This is a genomic window from Sinorhizobium sp. P24N7, assembly GCF_042436655.1.
GTDB classification, from domain to species: Bacteria; Pseudomonadota; Alphaproteobacteria; order Rhizobiales; family Rhizobiaceae; genus Sinorhizobium; species Sinorhizobium meliloti_A.
Genome location: NZ_JBHMIW010000001.1, coordinates 202,093 through 218,627, shown reverse-complemented (window position 1 = coordinate 218,627; position 16,535 = coordinate 202,093). Strand labels below are relative to the sequence as shown.

Below are 16,535 nucleotides of genomic sequence, written 5' to 3'. Positions count from 1 at the left end.
GTGCGGTCCTTCTTGGGTTTGCATGATGCAAGAGCGTTTACGCGCCGGACATGGCTCCGCCAACGGGCGGCTCCACCGGACGTGCGCGGCTTATAGGGACAAAAACCCGATAGAGTCAATTCCCAGACGCCGGCGGCGTGCTCATGATTAGCCGCATGACACCCTAAAATGAGTGGGCCCGATGGGTGCTTTGTTAACCACACGCATTTTAGCATTTACTCAGTAGCGTGTAAGCCGTGAGTTACTTTCCCGTTTTAGGCGAGTATGCGGCTGGGGACAGGGACAGGACATGAAAATTCGTGGAAAGATAAACCTCATCGTCGGCATCATGAGTCTGCTGGCGATAGCGATCACCGGCATGTCGTTGCTGATCGTGAGCGAGTACAACCAACGGCTCGGTGAATACCAGAACGCATCCGACCGGGCCTTCAAGGGCGAGAGGCTCAATCGCCTGGTAACGGCGGTGGTGATGGAGGCGCGGGGCATTTATGCGGCGCCGACGGTCGAGAAGGCAAAGCCTTTTGCCGAGGGAATTCTCAAGAACCTCGACAAGATCGACGCGCTGCTCACCGAGTGGCGGCCGCTGGTGCCCGCCGACGTCCTGCCCGCCTTCGATACCCTCGTCCAGCGCGCGGAGGAATTCAAGACGTTCCGAAGCGAGACGGCTCGCCTCGGCACGCAGGTCGCGCCGCAAGCGGCCAACGAGCAGGGCAACAACGAGGCGAACCGGGCCAACCGCAAGGCGTTCCAGGCGGAAATCGACGTGGTCGTCGACGAGAACCTTGCCTCGCTTCACACGATCACCGCGGATCTTGCCGACTACAAGCGCTCGATCGTGCTGATCGTCCTTGCAACGGCAGCGCTCGGCATGCTGGCCGGGATCGGCGCCGCCTTCTATATTGCGACCAATCACCTCAGCCGCCCGATTCTCGATCTGACGGGCAAGATGAAGCTGCTTGCCGGCGGCGATCTCTCGGTTGATGTGCCCTTCGCCGGGCGCAAGGACGAGATCGGCGACATGGCGGCGGCGGTCGAAGTCTTCAAGCAGAACAGCCTCGCCGTGCGAGAGCTCAACGCCCAGGAAGAGGTCCTGCGCGAAAAGAGCGCGGACCTGCAGTCGAGCATCGCCACGGTCGTCGCGGCGGCTGCGGCAGGGGACTTCACCAGGCGCATCGGCAAGGACTACGACAACGACGACCTCAACCGTTTTGCGGCGAGCGTCAACGAACTGGTCAACAGCGTCGATACGGGCATCGCCGAGACCCGGAGGGTCATTGCGAGCCTGGCGACGGGCGACCTCACGCAAAGCATGAAGGGCCAGTTCCAGGGCGCCTTCGCCGAGTTGCAGACGAACGTCAACGATACCTTGCAGACCCTGCAGAAGACCCTGCGCGAGGTCCGCATGACGACGGACTCGATCAACGGGAACTCTACGGAATTGCGCAGTGCCGCCGACGACCTGTCCAAGCGGACTGAACAGCAGGCCGCCGCGCTGGAGGAAACTTCGGCGGCGCTCGACGAGATAACCGCCGCGGTTCGCAATTCTACGGAGCGGGCCCAGGAAGCGACCGTCATGGTCACGGAGGCGAAGGACAGCGCAGCGGAGTCGGCGTCGGTCGTCCGCAACGCCATCGATGCCATGGGCCGCATCGAACAGGCTTCGAGCGAGATCGGCCAGATTACCAACGTCATCGACGAGATCGCCTTCCAGACGAACCTGCTGGCCCTCAATGCCGGCGTCGAGGCGGCGCGCGCGGGGGATGCCGGCAAGGGTTTCGCGGTCGTTGCCCAGGAGGTCCGCGAACTCGCCCAGCGTGCAGCCAGCGCCGCCAAGGATATCAAGTCGCTGATTTCTAAATCGGGCGGCGAAGTGGCCACCGGCGTCAAGCTCGTCCAGGCGACGGGAGCCGCACTCGGTCAGATCGAGACGCGCGTCCTCAAGATCAACGATCACATCCATTCGATCGCGACGGCCGCACGCGAGCAGGCCACGGGTCTCGGCGAGGTCAGCACCGCCGTCAACCAGATGGATCAGGTCACCCAGCGCAACGCCGCCATGGTGGAGGAGGCGAACGCCGCCACGCATAAGCTGTCCGCCGAGGCCGACAATCTCGCCAACCTCATCGCCTACTTCAAGGTCGAGCGCGAGGCGGTGCGTACGGTCGCGCCGGCAAGGGAAGCGAGCCGCCCGGTGGCCTCGCCCGCCCGCCGCATGATGGGCACGGTCGCGCGCGCATTCGGCAACGGCTCCGCTGCGGTCGCTCGCGACGATTGGGAAGAGTTCTGAGGGCCTGCTGCAGCACTGCAGTCGCCCAGTGACCAGCTTCGTTCGCGGTGACCTGTCGGTCGCCGCGAGCGGCATTTCCGAGATGAGCCTGCCCTCCGGAAGGGGCCGCAGGCACTTTCACGCCGGCGTGACTTGCCGCGGCGACCCGGTCACGCCGTCGTTTGTCGACGCGACGATTCGTTATTGGTTCCGGGGGTGAATTCCTTCTAATTCAGGGGCAGAATCTCACCGAAGGCAAATCGCATGAGCCATGGTATCAGCAACGGGGCGGAAGAAGGACCGGCTCTCGAACCCTCGTCGAGCCGACGAGACCTTCAGCCTGTTCCGCATCGCTCTCCCTGGCGCTTCCTGCCGATTTCGCTTCTGCTTGCGGGCGGCGTCCTGAGCTATGCCTACGGCCTGCAGGACTATGTTTCGCTGTCTGCGCTCGCCGACCAGCGCGAGACGCTCGCCGCCCATGTCGCCGCCCATCCGGTCAGTTCGGTTCTCGTCTTCTTCGCGATTTATGTCGCGGTGGTGGTCTTCTCCATTCCGGCGGCATCGGTGCTCACGATCTCCGCGGGCTTCCTTTTCGGCTGCCTTGCCGGCGCAGCCATTACGGTTCTTGCCGCCACACTCGGGGCTTGCCTGCTATTCATCGCCGCGCGCGGCGCCTTCAGCGACATCCTGAGGCGCCGTGCCGGCGGCGTCCTGGAGCGCCTTGCCGATGGATTCCGGGACAACGCCTTCCTTTATCTCCTGATCCTGCGCCTCGCGCCGATCTTTCCTTTCTTCCTGATCAATATCGCGCCTGCCTTCTTCGAGGTGAAGCTGCGCACCTATGCGCTCGCGACGGTGATCGGCATCGTGCCGGGCACTCTCGCCTATACCTGGCTCGGCCGCGGCCTCGGCGACGTGATCGCTTTTGCTGCTGCAAGCGGCCGTGAACTCGTCCTTGCCGATTTCGCCACCAGAGATATTTCGCTGGCCCTCGTCGCCCTCGCATCGATTGCTGCATTGCCTCTGGCATTCAGGCTAATACAGTCGCGCCGCAAAGGTGCATGACGGAGGCGGAGGGCCTAGCCGCGTGGCGAATATACTGACACCCGACATCTGCGTGATCGGCGGCGGTGCCGCCGGGCTCTCCGTGGCCGCCGGGGCGGCCGCTTTCGGCGTGCCCGTCGTTCTGGTCGAGCACGGCCGGATGGGCGGCGATTGCCTGAATTACGGCTGCGTGCCGTCAAAGGCCCTGATCGCAGCAGCCAAGCATGCGGAAGCGATCCGCAAGGCTGCGGAATTCGGCATTGCCGCGGCGGGACCAGTCGTCGACCACGAGCGGCTGACGGCGCGCATACAGTCCGTCATCGAAGGCATCGCGCCGCATGATTCCGTAGAGCGCTTCACCAGCCTCGGCGTCGAGGTGATCAAGGAAACGGCCCGCTTCGTAGACGACCGCACCGTCGCTGCCGGCGACCAGCTGATCCGCGCCCGCCGCTTTGTGATCGCCGCCGGCTCCTCCCCCGCCGTTCCCCCGATCCCCGGACTTGCGGAGACGCCGTTTCTCACCAACGAAACGCTCTTCGGCCTGAAACGCCTGCCGCGACATCTCGTCGTCATCGGCGCGGGCGCGGTCGGCCTGGAGATGGCCGCGGCTCACCGCCGATTGGGTGCCGATGTCACGGTCGTGGACAGGGCCGCGGCTCTATCCGGCCAGGATCCCGAGCTGGCGGCGATCGTGCTCGACGGGCTGCGTGCGGAAGGCATGCTCCTGCACGAGCGCACGGAGATCCGCTCGGCGGAGCAAACGGAGACGGGCGTCCGGCTTTTCTGCGAGAACGAGAGCGGCCCTTTCGAGATCGAAGGGAGCGACCTGCTGGTGGCTGCCGGTCGTGCCTCCGATCACGGACCGCTCGATCTCGATGCGGCCGGCATCCGCCACGGGCCGAAGCACATAGAGGTCGGGGCGGACCTGCGGACGAGCAACCGCCGCGTCTATGCGGTCGGAGATGCGGCGGGCGGCCTCTTCACGCATCAGGCGAGCTATCACGCCCGGCTGGTGCTGCAGCAGATCCTTTTCCGCCTGCCGGGACGCGAGAGGGCGGCCATCGTTCCGCAGGTGATCTTCACCGCGCCCGAACTGGCGCAGGTGGGTTTGACGGAGGAGCGCGCGCGGAAGACCGCCCCGGGGGGCAGAACCGTTCGCCTGAACTTTTCCGCGAATGATCGCGCCCGCACCGACGGATTGGATCGAGGGTTGATAAAGATCGTCGTCGGCAGGCGCGGGCGGGTTCTCGGCGCCGCCATAGCAGGCCCTGGAGCGGGGGAGATGATCGGTCTCTGGGCCTTCGCCGTCGCCAACCGCCTGACCCTCAGGCATTTCCAGACTTATGTCGCACCCTATCCGACTCTCTCGGAGATTGGAAAACAGGCAGCTATCTCCTATTATTCCCCCATGGCGCGAAATCGCCTTCTGCGGACCGCGATCCGGTTTCTGCGGAATTTCGGCTGATCCAGGGAATCTTTTGGGCTTATGGTAGAAGACGCGCGTCCGGCCAATGCGAGTGCGGCACCTCGAGCGGCGGTCGGCTTTCTTGGCGGGCTTTCCGGCAAATTGCTGCTGCTGACGGTCGCCTTCGTGATGCTGGCCGAGGTACTGATCTTCGTGCCTTCCGTCGCCAATATGCGCATTCGCTGGCTTCAGGACCGCCTGAACACCGTGGCGGCGGCCGCCGTCGTGGTCGACGGGCTTCAGAATGTCGAGCTGCCCCGCGCCGTGCAGCGCGAGACCCTGATGGCGACCGGGACCAAGGCCATCGTCATCCGCCGCAAGGACGCCTCCCGGATGATCGCCAGCGTCGACATGCCCCCCGCGATCGACGGCGAATACGACATAGCCAACTTCACGGCTCTGGGCGCGATCCGGGACGCCTTCGACACGCTCATCTTCGGCGGCAACCGGGTGGTGCGCGTCTATGGCCCGCTGGGCGAAGGCGAGGCGACGATCGAGCTGGTGATGAAGGACGCCAAGCTGCGCACGGCCATGCTCGTCTATTCGCGCAACGTCTTCCTCCTGTCGATCGTCATCTCGCTGATCACCGCGGCGCTGATCTTCCTGGCCATCAATCGCATGCTGATTCTCCCGATCAGGCGGCTGACCAAGAGCATGCAGGAGTTTTCGGACGAGCCGTCGAGCCCCGAGCGCGTGCTGGTGCCGCCGAAAGGCAAGGACGAACTGGCGGTCGCCGGTCAGCACCTGGCGAGCATGCAGCGCGAATTGCAGAGAACCCTGAAGCAGCAGAAGAGCCTTGCGGAGCTCGGCCTCGCCGTTTCCAAGATCAACCACGACATGCGCAACATCCTGTCCTCCGCGCAACTCATTTCCGATCGCCTGGCCGACGTGGACGATCCCGTGGTCAAGCGCTTCGCGCCGACATTGCTTCGGACCATCGACCGCGCTGTCGGCTATACGCGCGAAGTGCTCTCCTACGGCCGCACGACGGAGGCCGAGCCGCATCGCCGTTTCCTGGCGCTGCGGCCGCTGGTCGAGGACGTAGCCGAACTGCTCGCCGTCGATCGCCAGGACGGTATCGAGTTCGAGATACAGATCCGCGACGACATCGAGGTCGACGCGGACAGCGAGCAGCTGTTCCGCATCGTCCACAATATCTGTCGCAACGCGGTCGAGGCGCTGGCCAATTACAAGCCGGAGGATGGCTCCGAGCGGCGGATCTCGGTTTCGGCGTTGCGTACCGGCAGCGTGGTGACGATTTCGATCGACGACACGGGCCCCGGCATGCCTGCCAAGGCACGCGAAAATCTCTTCGCCGCCTTCCGCGGCTCGGCGCGCTCCGGCGGAACGGGCCTGGGTCTGGCAATCGCCCGCGAACTGGTGCTTGCCCATGGCGGAACGATCGCACTCGTCGAAAAGCCCACTCCCGGCACGCTGTTTCGCATAGAACTGCCGGACCGCCCGGTGCGGCTCGATGCCTTCCGCGCCAAGGGACGTTCCTGAGATTCCGTCCCCTCACGGCATCGTCGTAAAAATGAAATTTTTTCCCGAAGGCGCTTGCAATCGCCGAAAGGACGCTTTAGAGGATCGCCACGCAAGCGGTGGTCACCGCTTCCAGGCACGCACCCGTAGCTCAGCTGGATAGAGCACCAGACTACGAATCTGGGGGTCAGGAGTTCGAATCTCTTCGGGTGCGCCATTCTTTCCAATTGTCGAACGCCACGATATTTTGCCTTTTTGGCCACTATGTTGCCTATGGGACGGGAAGCTTCCCTTTCCAACCCTGCAGCCCATGGATCGCCCTGACACAAGTTTGGCTGTTGGCGGCAACTTTTGCGCCAAAGCGGAGCGGACTTAGGATGCGTGCCACTCTATTCGAGCGAGCTCGATGGCGCTTGATCACATAACCAATCGTGGAAGGCGGTGACCTCGTACCGGCGAAGAGCTTTCGGTGCCGCCACGGCATAGTACGCCCATTTCACCGGCCATCTCACCTGAGGCATCAGATGAACCAGGCGGCCGCTTTCCAGCTCTTGCGCCACGAGCGCCTTTCTTACCAGCGCCACGCCTCTGGCGGCGACAGCCGCATTGATGACGGCCGCGGTCGAGTTGATCTTCAGACCGCCATCGTCGGGAGGCTGGTTCGCTCCTGCGCGCGCCAGCCAGTCCGCCCATGACGGGAAATCTCCCCCGGGATGCGACGTCCCGTCATGTACCAGGGTCTGTCCCACGATCCAGCCAGCAGTCACATCCCTGTCGATCGGTAAAAGACGCTGATGGCATACCGCGATGATCTCCTCACCCATGAGGAAGGTCGACTTCACACCTTTCCAGTTGCCTAGGCCACATCGGATGCCGATATCGGCATCTCCTTGAGCGAGGTCGATCACGCGATCGGAGACGTCGAGACGTACATCGATGTTCGGGTGTTTCGTGGTGAAGTCGTCGAGCCGCCCGAGCAGCCAGTTCGCGACGAGCGCCTGGGATGCCGTCACGACGACGACCGTGCGCGCCTTGCGCCCGCGCAACTTCCGCAGACCTGTTTCCAGAAGGTCTAATCCCTGCGAGATGTCCTCGAGAGCTTCCTTTGCCTCGTCCACGGGCATCAGGCGTTCGGCCCCGGACCGCGTTCGCCGGAAGAGCGGATAGCCGACCCAGTCTTCCAGGGAGCGAACGAGCTGCCCTACGGCGGGCGGGGTCACGTCGAGTTCCGTGGAGGCCCCGACGAAGCTTCCGTGTCTTGCCGAAGCTTCGAGAGCCTGCAGTGATTTGAGCCTCGTGAGATTCCTCATGTGTGATCCGTTCTCCACCTACGAGAAAGATTTTCTTTGTTTCCGATATCGTTTGTTTTCCTCGTCAATGCAATTGCGAGAGGACATTCGTAGATCCTTAGACGGAGGTTCACGCATGATACTTCAAGGCAAGACGGCACTAGTGACAGGCGGATCGAGCGGGATTGGTCTCGCGGCAGCGAAGATGCTCCGGGAGAATGGGGCACGGGTCGCGATCACGGGCAGATCGGCGGAAAAGCTTCAGGCTGCAAAAGCGGAACTGGGCAACGATATTCTCGCCATTCAGGCGGACGTGTCGTCGCTCGCCGATCTCCATCGGATGAAGACCATTCTTGCGGAGGAATTCTCGACGCTGGACATCCTGTTCGCGAACGCGGGCGTGGCTATCGGGACGCCGCTCGCCACCGTGGACGAGCATACCTACGCCACGATCATGGATACGAATGTGAAAGGCGTCTTCTTCACCGTGCAGTCGGTGCTGACGCTGATGCGCGAGGGCGGCTCGATCATTCTCAACACGTCATGGCTCAACCAGGTGGGAACTCCTGGCCGCGCAATATTGTCCGCCTCCAAGGCCGCTGCCCGCTCGTTCGCGAGGACGATGTCGGCTGAACTTCTGGACCGCAGGGTCAGGGTGAACGCCGTCAGCCCAGGCTCGATCGAAACGCCGATCCACCGCGGCAGAAACCAGACGGAAGAGGAGTTCCGCGCGTACGCCGAACGCGTCGGCGGCCAGGTGCCGATCGGGCGCATGGGCAGACCTGAGGAGATCGCGGCCGCTGTCCTTTTCCTTGCCAGCGACGCATCGAGCTACATGCTCGGCGCGGAGATCGTCGTCGACGGCGGCAGGTCGGAGCTTTGACATGCTGATCAACGAAGACCTCACCAAGCCCGTGCTCATACACGCCGACCGGATCGATTGGGTGCCAAGCCCAGCCAAGGGCGTGGACCGCCGCATGCTGTTCAGGATCGGCGAGGAGAAGGCGAGAGCGACATCGATCGTTCGTTACGCGTCCGGCAGCCGGTTCGCGCGCCACGAACACACGGGCGGAGAAGAGTTTCTCGTCCTGGATGGCGTCTTCCAGGACGAGAGCGGAGACTTCCCGGTCGGCACCTATGTGCGCAATCCTCCAGGCACGGGTCATGCTCCGGGCAGCGACGAGGGTTGTGTCATCCTGGTCAAGCTCTGGCAGTTCAGGGCCGACGATCGGGAAAGGGTCGTCTGCCGTCCGGGCGAAGGCGAGGAAGCGCAGCTTCGGCCCGGCGTGTCGTCCTCCCGCATCCTCTTCGATGGGAAAGACGAGCAGGTGATGATGGAGGAGTGGCAGCCCGGCGCTGCTGTGGAGGTTGCCAACCCGCATGGTCTCGAACTCCTTGTTCTCGGCGGAGGTTTTACCGTCGAAGGCGACGTTCTCGACCACTGGTCATGGCTGCGCCTACCTGCCGGACAAGCGGTTCGGGCCAAGGTCGGAAACGATGGCGCCCGCGTCTGGATGAAATCTGGCCCGCTCCTCCATGAAGACGTCGTGAGGTTCGAAGACGCCGGAACGACGAAGGACAGGTAACATGAGATCATACGAAGTCGCCGTCGTCGGCGCGGGCCTCGCGGGACTGTATGCGGCCTGGGCGCTCAAGGCTTCGGGAGTCGACGCCTTGGTCATCGAGGCACGCGAGCGTATCGGCGGTCGTGTCTTCTCCGCTGATGCCTCCGGCAATTCATCGGAAGACGGATTTGACTTAGGTCCTTCCTGGTACTGGCCGCAGATGCAGCCCGCGATGGCAGACCTGGTCGCTGAATTCGATCTTCAATCATTCGTCCAGCACAGCGAGGGCGAAGTGGTCTTCGAACGATCTCCGAGCCAGAGGCCCCAACGCTTCCCGGCTATGATGCAGGAGCCACCATCGATGCGGCTCGCAGGCGGGACGGCAGCGGCGGTGCGGGCACTCGCCCGCGAGCTTTCGCCTGACAGCATCCTTCTCCGCACGAAGGTGAAGGGGATGACGCTCATGTCAGCGGGTGTCCGGCTGACGGTCGAGAACGCCAGCGGCGAGCAAGATATCATCGACGCCGGCCATGTCATCGCAGCGCTGCCGCCGAGGCTCATCGAGGCTACAATCACGTTCAGCCCGGCGCAGGAGGGCGCGACCGCCGGACGGTGGCGCGACACGCCGACCTGGATGGCGCCGCACGCCAAGTTCTTCGCAATCTACGACCGGCCGTTCTGGAGAGCCGCAGGCCTTTCCGGGACGGCGCAGAGCATAGCGGGTCCGATGGCCGAGATCCACGACGCCACGACGGCTTCCGGAAGGGCTGCTCTCTTCGGATTCATCGGGGTAGGCGCGGAACAGCGCGCAGCAGTCAGCGAGGAAACTTTGAAGATTGCGTGCCTGGTCCAGCTCGAGCGGCTGTTCGGTCCCGCAGCCCGCAGTCCTGTCGCCACTTTATTGAAGGATTGGGCCGTCGATCCCCTGACGGCCACCTCGACCGATCTTGTCGCCGCCGGGCATCCCGTCGTTCGCGACGACGCGTGGGTGACGGGGGGTTGGGATGGACGGCTGAGCCTCGCCGGGAGCGAAACCAGCCCCACCGAACCCGGTTATCTCTCCGGGGCGGTCACGGCTGCCCAGCGCGCTGTCTCCCAGTATCTATCGAAACAAGGTGCCAGATGAGCGCAGTAGAGGCCAGTGCGGTCGAGACGACCGCACGACGCAATGCATGGGTTTTGACGGTTGCCCAATCGCTTGGCGGTGCAAACGCTCCGATCGTCATCTCGCTCGGCGGCTTGGTCGGGCAGCACCTTTCTCCCGATCCGGACCTGATCACGCTGCCCGTCAGTCTGCTGAATCTTGGATTGGCGCTCGGAACCCTTCCGGCCGCTTACGTCATGAGGCGCTTCGGCCGCCGTTCAGGCTATCTGACAGGTGCGGGAATTGGCCTTATCTCAGGGCTGATCGCGGCTCTCGGTATAGCATTGAGCAGCTTTATCATCTTCTGCCTCGGAACTGCTCTTGCTGGCTTCTATTCCTCGTATGTCCAGAGCTATCGCTTCGCCGCGGCGGACAACGCGACGGGTGCCGAGAGCCAGAAGGCCATTTCCCGCGTTCTTGTCGGCGGACTGGCGGCGGCGATCATCGGACCGCAACTTGTCATCTGGACTCGAGACGCATTCCCTGGCACTCCCTTCGCGGGCAGCTTCATCAGCCAGGCGGCACTGGCGGCTCTCGCCATTCCCGTCCTCCTGATGTTGCATCAGCCGTCGAAGGTGAAAGTTTCAGACATGGAAACCGACGGTGGACGCCCGCTCCTCAGCATTCTAACAACCCCGCGCTATCTGCTCGCCATCGCGACCGGCGTCGTCTCCTATGGTTTGATGACCTTCGTCATGACGGCATCGCCGATCGCCATGGTCGGCCACGGCCACTCGGTGGACCAAGCGGCCCTGGGCATTCAGTGGCATATCCTTGCCATGTACGGGCCAAGCTTCTTCACCGGCAAGCTGATGGTTCGCTTCGGCAAGGAGAAGGTTGCCGCCGTTGGCCTTCTCCTGATCGGATGTTCGGCTGCCGTCGCACTTTCCGGGTTCGATATCGCCCATTTCTGGATGGCCTTGATCCTGCTCGGCGTGGGCTGGAATTTTGGGTTCATCGGGGCGACGTCGATGGTCGCCGACTGCTACAGACCGTCCGAGCGCAGCAAGGTCCAGGGAGCGAACGACTTTCTGGTCTTCGGTACGGTTGCCTGCGCGTCCTTCTCCGCCGGCTCCCTCCTCCACAGTTCGGGATGGGAGACGATCAACTGGGTCGTGCTTCCCGCGGTGGCTCTTGTGCTGGTCCCGCTTGTCTGGCGGTCGGCGAGACCGATTCGCGCCTAGGCGAGAGCGGCAGTGCCGCTTTCGAATATGGCGGGATCATCCAGAATGTTGGCGGTGAGCATAGCGCCTTCGAGCGTCGCGAGAACCTGGATCGCGGCGTCCTTCCGAAGACCCCCCTCGACAAGTCGTTGGATGCCGAGATTGAAGAACCGCTTCACTTCGTTCCTGACTTCGTCGGCGAGATCGTGGGAGGTCGCCCCCATCGCTCCGCAAAGACACATCCTGCCGTCGCGTGCGAGTGCGTCGCGGAAAACCTGACGCCACGCCTGGACGATGTCCCGGCCAGCTTGGACTTTTTCGTCTACTCCCACGAGAAACCGATCCGTGTAGCGGCGGGCGACCGCCGCGGCGAGCTTCTCCTTGGTGGGAAAATGGTAGTGGACGCTGGAGCTCTTGACCCCGACGTCCGCCGCGATCTCCCGGAAACTGAAGCCGCTATAACCCGCGCCTCGAATACGCTCCTCGGCTGCATCCAGGATCGCGTCTCTCATTTCGCTCATCACAACCTCGTTTGTCTATCTAATGATAGATAGGGGTTGCGCAGAAGGAAATCAATCTCTATGTAGGTCTCCTCTATCTATCGATAGATAGACAACAAGGAGATCATTATGCGATTTGAAGGCAAGGTAGTAGCGATCACCGGCGGCGGCTCGGGTATCGGCAAGGAGACGGCGGCACGTTTCGTGGCCGAAGGTGCGAAGGTCGCCATCAACGGCCGTGATCTTGGCAAACTTGAAGCAGCGGCGAAGGAAATCGATCCGAGCGGCAAGAACCTCGTGGTTTCCGCCGGCGATATCGCAAAGCCCGAAACCGGAGCAGCGCTCGTCGAGGCAGCGGTCTCACGGTTTGGCGGCCTGGACGTTCTCGTGAACAATGCGGGCGTCTTCAACCCCAAGCCGTTCATTGAACTGACCGAGGCGGATTACGACTGGTATCTGGACACGATCCTCAAAGGCAAGTTCTTCACGGCTCAGGCCGCTGCCAAGGCAATGAAGGACAAGGGCGGCGCAATCGTCCAGACCGGCTCCATGTGGGCGATCCAGGCGATCGGCGCGACGCCGTCGGCTGCCTATTCCGCCGCCAATGCCGGCGTGCACGCCATGGTCCGCAATCTGGCGATCGAGCTTGCGCCATACAACATCCGGATCAACGCAGTCGCCCCGGCCGTCGTCGAGACGCCCGTCTACAACACCTTCTTGTCCGATGATCAGGTCAAGGAGGTTCTGCCGACGTTCAATTCGTTCCATCCGCTCGGCCGCAACGGCCAGCCGCGTGATGTCGCCGAGGCGATCCTCTTCCTCGCTTCGGAGCAGGCTTCGTGGATTACCGGCACGATTCTCCCGGTCGATGGCGGCGTGACCGCCGGACGTCAGTGAGGGAGAGGGCCATGAACAACATGCAGGATTGGAACGCCTACCGGGATGCCCTCATCGGCCGGGTCGGCGACTTCGCGAAACTCAGCCCCGACGTGCTGCGCGGCCTGAACACGATCGAGAACAGCGGCAACAATACTGGCAAGCTCGAGCCGAAGATGCACGAGTTGATCGCGCTGGCCGTCGCGGTCACGACGCGCTGCGATGGCTGTATCGCCGTCCATTCCAAGAAGGCCGTCGAACTGGGAGCTTCGAAAGGCGAGATCGCCGAAGCTTTGGGAGTGGCGATCGCATTGAACGCCGGCGCGGCGCTCACCTACTCGGCTCGTGTCTTTGACGCTGTTGAAAGCCTGCCGGAGAAATGAGGAATAGGGTAGCGCTAGATTGTCTAGCGCTACCTTCCCACCAACGCGGATTCCGTTTGTGGCCCGTGACGTCAGGACTATGGGAGTTTTGCTGTACGCGGCAAAATTTAACCTCTTGTTTCTCAATGGGTTACACTATGTCCAGAGGCAATTTATCGCGGCAAACGACATCAATTATCTCCGCCCTAAGGTTCGTTGTCATCTGCAAGTCCTCGAAATGTTGAACGGCTCTGCGTAGGCTGAGCGTCATTGTCTCGCGCGCGACCAAGACGTTCTTCGGCGCCCGCGACAATTCCGCTCCATCGACTTCGCCGGCGAGCAGTCCCCCTCCTGTTAGCAGGTCGTAAAGCTCAACGCCTCGGCCTCCGGCGTATCAGGTGCTGCATCCATTCACATGATCCTGTCGCAACGGCCTCGGCAAACCCGAACGCTCATTGTCTCGGAGCAAGGCCGTCTAGCAGGAAGTCGAGGCCCTTCCGGAAGGCGCCGTCCCAATCGTTGTCCAGCAGCAGACGGGAGCGTCCGATCGTCGCGTAGTGTTCGTTGAGGCATGTAAGGCGCTGCTGTGCCGCGGCCCTGTCATCGTCCGAGACGTCAAAGCTCGCCCGGGTGACGGTGGCGCCCATCACATAGTTCCAGAGCGACCATATCGCGACGTTCAGATCTGCGTCGGCTACACCGGCTCCGGACAAGGTTCTGCCCAGCAGTTCCAGGCGGCTGAGAATGTTCGGGCCGAGCGCCCGGCGCGGCAGCAGAGATGCCGACCAGGGATGGCGCAGCATGCTGGCGCGCCAGTCCTCGAGCATGTGAACGACTTCTCCGCGCCAGTCCTGAGACTCAACCGTTTGTGGCGGTCTACGGTATTCGAGCACCGAGTCCAGTGCCAGATCGAAGACATCCTCCTTGTTGTCGACGTGCCAGTACAGGCTCATCACGCCCGAGCCGAGGCGATCGGCCAGCCGACGCATCGTCAATCCGTCTATCCCGTGGGCGTCCAGCAGTTCTACCGCGGTCGCCACGATACGCTGCCGGGAGAGAGACGGTTCACTGCGCGCCTCCTGCGCGGACGGTGGCGATACACCTGTCCGCTGAGGCCGTTTGCTCCGGGCGCCGCTGCGTTTGGCCGTCATCCGTCTTCCTTGCTGATCAGAATGCCGATTTAAGCCGACAAGGCCACGAAAGTCGATCCTGAACGGTTGACTCGTACTATGTACGATGCGAGTGAATGGTACACCGTACGAGTCATCAGATCATGCGGCAGTAAAAGTTCAATCCCGAAGGCGGCGAGGTTCATTGCGCGCAGCCCCGGACCCGAGAGAAAAACATGTCACGCGCAATCACGCATCTGCTTATCGGAGGGCTGATCATCATGACCACCGGCGTTCCCACTGCCACGACAGCGAATGAGAATGATCTCAAGCTGACCATCGTCAACCCGCAAAACCTCTACGACCCGACGCCGAACGGCTACAGCACGGCAGTGATCGTGCCCCGCGAGGGCCGGGTGGCCTATATCTCCGGGCAGGGCGGCCAGGACAGCAGCGGAGCCTTGTCGCCGGACTTCGCTGTCCAGGTCGAGCAGGCCTATGCAAATCTGCGCACGGCCCTCGATGCGCTCGGTGCCAGGCCGGATCAGGTCGCCAAGCTCACGGTCTTCGTCGTCGATCACGACATGTCCAAGCTTGAGGTGCTGACCAGCAACGTCAAGAAAATGTTCGGCGCCGCGCTGCCGGCGCAGACTTTGGTTCCCGTTCCCAAGCTTGCAATCGACCCCATGCTCTTCGAAGTCGAAGCCGTTGTCGTTCTGAAATAGTCGCGACGAGATATCAGGCGCGCGTGCCAACGGGGGCGGGTGGCATGGGTAGAAATGGCGAACGCCGCCGGCCCGCACGGATCGGCAGCGTCTCGAAAATCCCCCATCGATGTCCTGCGCTTAATAGGCATCTTCTGCTTGGTATATATCATGATAGATATCGAAAGCGGAGGTTACCGTGGCAACCAAAACAGCCAAGATATTTGCCAGCGGCCGCAGCCAGGCCGTCAGGCTCCCTGCAGAGTTCCGCTTCGAGGGCAGCGAGGTGTTCGTTCGTCGTGATCCGAAGACCGGTGATGTCATTCTGTCACGCAAGCCGGATTCATGGGACGGTCTTTTTGAACTCTATGGCAAGGATCAGGTCGGGGACGACTTCCTGGGGCCGGCCGACCGCAAGCAGCCTTCGCAGGATAGAGATCCGTTCGAGGGCTGGAAGGAATGAGCCTGTGGATGCTCGATACCAAGATTGCCGGTCATGTCATCAAGGGCGACCGCCCCGAGATCATCGATCGGTTGGTCTCGCTTCCCATCACGGATATTGTCGTATCATCCGTCACCGAGGGGGAGTTGCTCTACGGTCTCGCCAAGCGAGGCTATCCGAGGACGCTATCTGAACGGGTCAGGCAATTCCTTCTTCGGGTAGACGTGTTGCCCTGGAATCGCACTGCCGCCCGAAGCTATGGCGACCTACGCGCTGCCTGTGAAGGCAAGGGCGCGGCTCTCGCGCCCCTCGATATGATGATTGCTGCTCATGCGGTCGCGTTCGATGCGGTCCTTGTGACCCGCGACAGAGCTTTTACTCGGGTTGCGGAGCCCCTGAAGACGGACGACTGGACGGACCAAAAACTGAAATGAACCGGATCGAGAAGCTGCCGCCTGCCTTTGAACGCTTCGACAAGATGCTGGGCGTGCTCGATTTCGCGGTCTTCGAGAACGCAGGCGGTACGGAGGAGGAGGTGCTTTCGGCAGTTCCGCAGGCGTTGCGCCACTTCCATAGGTTCGATGCCGGGAAGCTGCGCGCTCTGGGAAGCCGGCGCATCACCGAAAAGGCATTCTTCGGCGACTGGTACGACCCGGACAGCGGCAACCTGCTGAGGCTCGGCCGCTATAAGACCGCCGACGGATCGCAGCTGACGGATCCGGTCTTGAGCTCGCTTGAGGGTGTGAAGATCATCTCGGGTGCAAGCGCCTGCCCCGAAACCGGCGGGCAATTCGCCTACGCTTTCTCCAGTCCGCCCTATCCGCTCGACGCCAGGCCAGGCGAGGTGCAGGCGGTGTTCGAGGAGATCAGGGACTTCATATTGCCGCCGCACCGCGCGAGCGAAATTCTCGACTGGTCCGACATGCGGCTGCCGGAGGTCTCGGACTATTTCGATGACGGCGCCGAATGGTGGGGCGTCTTCCTCTTCAGTGTCCACATACCATCCATGCGGCGCCTCACCATCATTGCCGGCTCGACGACGGACTGAGCGCCGGATTCCCGCCGGGGCTCGTTTGATTTCCTCATTCCGCTCTATCGAAAAAGTGCTATTGATTCCGCCGTTC

Annotated in this window: 17 protein-coding genes and 1 tRNA gene; 15 read left to right on the top strand and 3 right to left on the bottom strand. The window is 62.5% G+C overall.

All coding sequences use genetic code 11. From position 1 onward, the window contains the following. The first annotated feature begins 289 nt into the window (after positions 1–289). The 5 genes from ACFHWW_RS00990 to ACFHWW_RS00970 all read left to right on the top strand — a co-directional run bounded on the left by ACFHWW_RS00990 (position 290) and on the right by ACFHWW_RS00970 (position 6,474). The gene (locus ACFHWW_RS00990) at positions 290–2,287 is read left to right on the top strand and encodes a methyl-accepting chemotaxis protein (protein ID WP_338277865.1); all 1,998 of its coding nucleotides are present in this window, start codon (positions 290–292) and stop codon (positions 2,285–2,287) included. A gap of 243 nt (positions 2,288–2,530) precedes the next feature. Then, on the top strand, positions 2,531–3,331 hold the full coding sequence (locus ACFHWW_RS00985; protein ID WP_100669728.1) for a TVP38/TMEM64 family protein: 801 nt from the start codon (positions 2,531–2,533) through the stop codon (positions 3,329–3,331). Between the two features lie 22 nt (positions 3,332–3,353). Further along, a complete protein-coding gene (locus tag ACFHWW_RS00980) occupies positions 3,354–4,775 on the top strand; it encodes a dihydrolipoyl dehydrogenase family protein (RefSeq protein WP_379937050.1) in 1,422 nt (473 codons plus the stop codon). Between the two features lie 21 nt (positions 4,776–4,796). Further along, positions 4,797–6,278: a HAMP domain-containing sensor histidine kinase gene (locus tag ACFHWW_RS00975; RefSeq protein ID WP_275596869.1), complete on the top strand. Its 1,482-nt coding sequence runs from the start codon at positions 4,797–4,799 to the stop codon at positions 6,276–6,278. Between the two features lie 119 nt (positions 6,279–6,397). Then, positions 6,398–6,474: transfer RNA gene (locus ACFHWW_RS00970), tRNA-Arg, on the top strand. Between the two features lie 172 nt (positions 6,475–6,646). Here ACFHWW_RS00970 and ACFHWW_RS00965 read toward each other — a convergent pair. Next, entirely contained in the window at positions 6,647–7,567 is a 921-nt protein-coding gene (locus ACFHWW_RS00965; RefSeq protein WP_379937049.1) for a LysR substrate-binding domain-containing protein, read from the bottom strand. Between the two features lie 118 nt (positions 7,568–7,685). Between ACFHWW_RS00965 and ACFHWW_RS00960 the strand changes: the two genes are divergently transcribed. From ACFHWW_RS00960 to ACFHWW_RS00945, 4 genes are read left to right on the top strand one after another with little or no spacing between them, the layout of a single operon-like run. Next, positions 7,686–8,429: an SDR family oxidoreductase gene (locus ACFHWW_RS00960; protein ID WP_379937236.1), complete on the top strand. Its 744-nt coding sequence runs from the start codon at positions 7,686–7,688 to the stop codon at positions 8,427–8,429. 1 nt (position 8,430) lies between these two features. Then, a complete protein-coding gene (locus ACFHWW_RS00955; protein ID WP_275596867.1) occupies positions 8,431–9,132 on the top strand; it encodes a cupin domain-containing protein in 702 nt (233 codons plus the stop codon). A gap of 1 nt (position 9,133) precedes the next feature. Next, on the top strand, positions 9,134–10,237 hold the full coding sequence (locus ACFHWW_RS00950) for a flavin monoamine oxidase family protein (RefSeq protein ID WP_379937048.1): 1,104 nt from the start codon (positions 9,134–9,136) through the stop codon (positions 10,235–10,237). Then, complete coding sequence (locus ACFHWW_RS00945; protein ID WP_100669722.1) at positions 10,234–11,439, top strand: MFS transporter; 1,206 nt, start codon at positions 10,234–10,236, stop codon at positions 11,437–11,439. The genes ACFHWW_RS00950 and ACFHWW_RS00945 overlap by 4 nt, the downstream gene beginning before the upstream one ends. Here the strand turns inward: ACFHWW_RS00945 and ACFHWW_RS00940 are convergent. Beyond that, a complete protein-coding gene (locus tag ACFHWW_RS00940; RefSeq protein ID WP_275599960.1) occupies positions 11,436–11,939 on the bottom strand; it encodes a TetR/AcrR family transcriptional regulator in 504 nt (167 codons plus the stop codon). The genes ACFHWW_RS00945 and ACFHWW_RS00940 overlap by 4 nt on opposite strands. Positions 11,940–12,047: 108 nt before the next feature. On the opposite strand from ACFHWW_RS00940, the gene ACFHWW_RS00935 reads away from it, so the two are divergent. Both ACFHWW_RS00935 and ACFHWW_RS00930 read left to right on the top strand, forming a co-directional pair. Next, the gene (locus ACFHWW_RS00935) at positions 12,048–12,815 is read left to right on the top strand and encodes an SDR family NAD(P)-dependent oxidoreductase (RefSeq protein ID WP_100669720.1); all 768 of its coding nucleotides are present in this window, start codon (positions 12,048–12,050) and stop codon (positions 12,813–12,815) included. Positions 12,816–12,835: 20 nt separating this feature from the next. Next, positions 12,836–13,177: a carboxymuconolactone decarboxylase family protein gene (locus ACFHWW_RS00930; RefSeq protein WP_100670025.1), complete on the top strand. Its 342-nt coding sequence runs from the start codon at positions 12,836–12,838 to the stop codon at positions 13,175–13,177. Between the two features lie 431 nt (positions 13,178–13,608). Here ACFHWW_RS00930 and ACFHWW_RS00925 read toward each other — a convergent pair whose 3' ends face one another. Further along, positions 13,609–14,307: a TetR/AcrR family transcriptional regulator C-terminal domain-containing protein gene (locus ACFHWW_RS00925; RefSeq protein WP_338277885.1), complete on the bottom strand. Its 699-nt coding sequence runs from the start codon at positions 14,305–14,307 to the stop codon at positions 13,609–13,611. 194 nt (positions 14,308–14,501) lie between these two features. On the opposite strand from ACFHWW_RS00925, the gene ACFHWW_RS00920 reads away from it, so the two are divergent. From ACFHWW_RS00920 to ACFHWW_RS00905, 4 genes are all read left to right on the top strand, one after another. Next, a complete protein-coding gene (locus tag ACFHWW_RS00920) occupies positions 14,502–14,990 on the top strand; it encodes a RidA family protein (protein ID WP_100669718.1) in 489 nt (162 codons plus the stop codon). A 178-nt stretch (positions 14,991–15,168) separates the two neighbouring features. Further along, positions 15,169–15,432, top strand: a complete 264-nt coding sequence (locus ACFHWW_RS00915; protein ID WP_018094055.1) for an antitoxin — start codon at positions 15,169–15,171, stop codon at positions 15,430–15,432. After that, positions 15,429–15,845 (top strand): type II toxin-antitoxin system VapC family toxin, encoded by a 417-nt coding sequence (locus ACFHWW_RS00910; RefSeq protein WP_379937046.1) that lies wholly within the window; start codon positions 15,429–15,431, stop codon positions 15,843–15,845. Before ACFHWW_RS00915 ends, ACFHWW_RS00910 begins: the two co-directional genes overlap by 4 nt. Further along, positions 15,842–16,459 (top strand): hypothetical protein, encoded by a 618-nt coding sequence (locus ACFHWW_RS00905; protein WP_275596862.1) that lies wholly within the window; start codon positions 15,842–15,844, stop codon positions 16,457–16,459. The genes ACFHWW_RS00910 and ACFHWW_RS00905 overlap by 4 nt, the downstream gene beginning before the upstream one ends. The last annotated feature ends 76 nt before the right edge of the window (positions 16,460–16,535 follow it).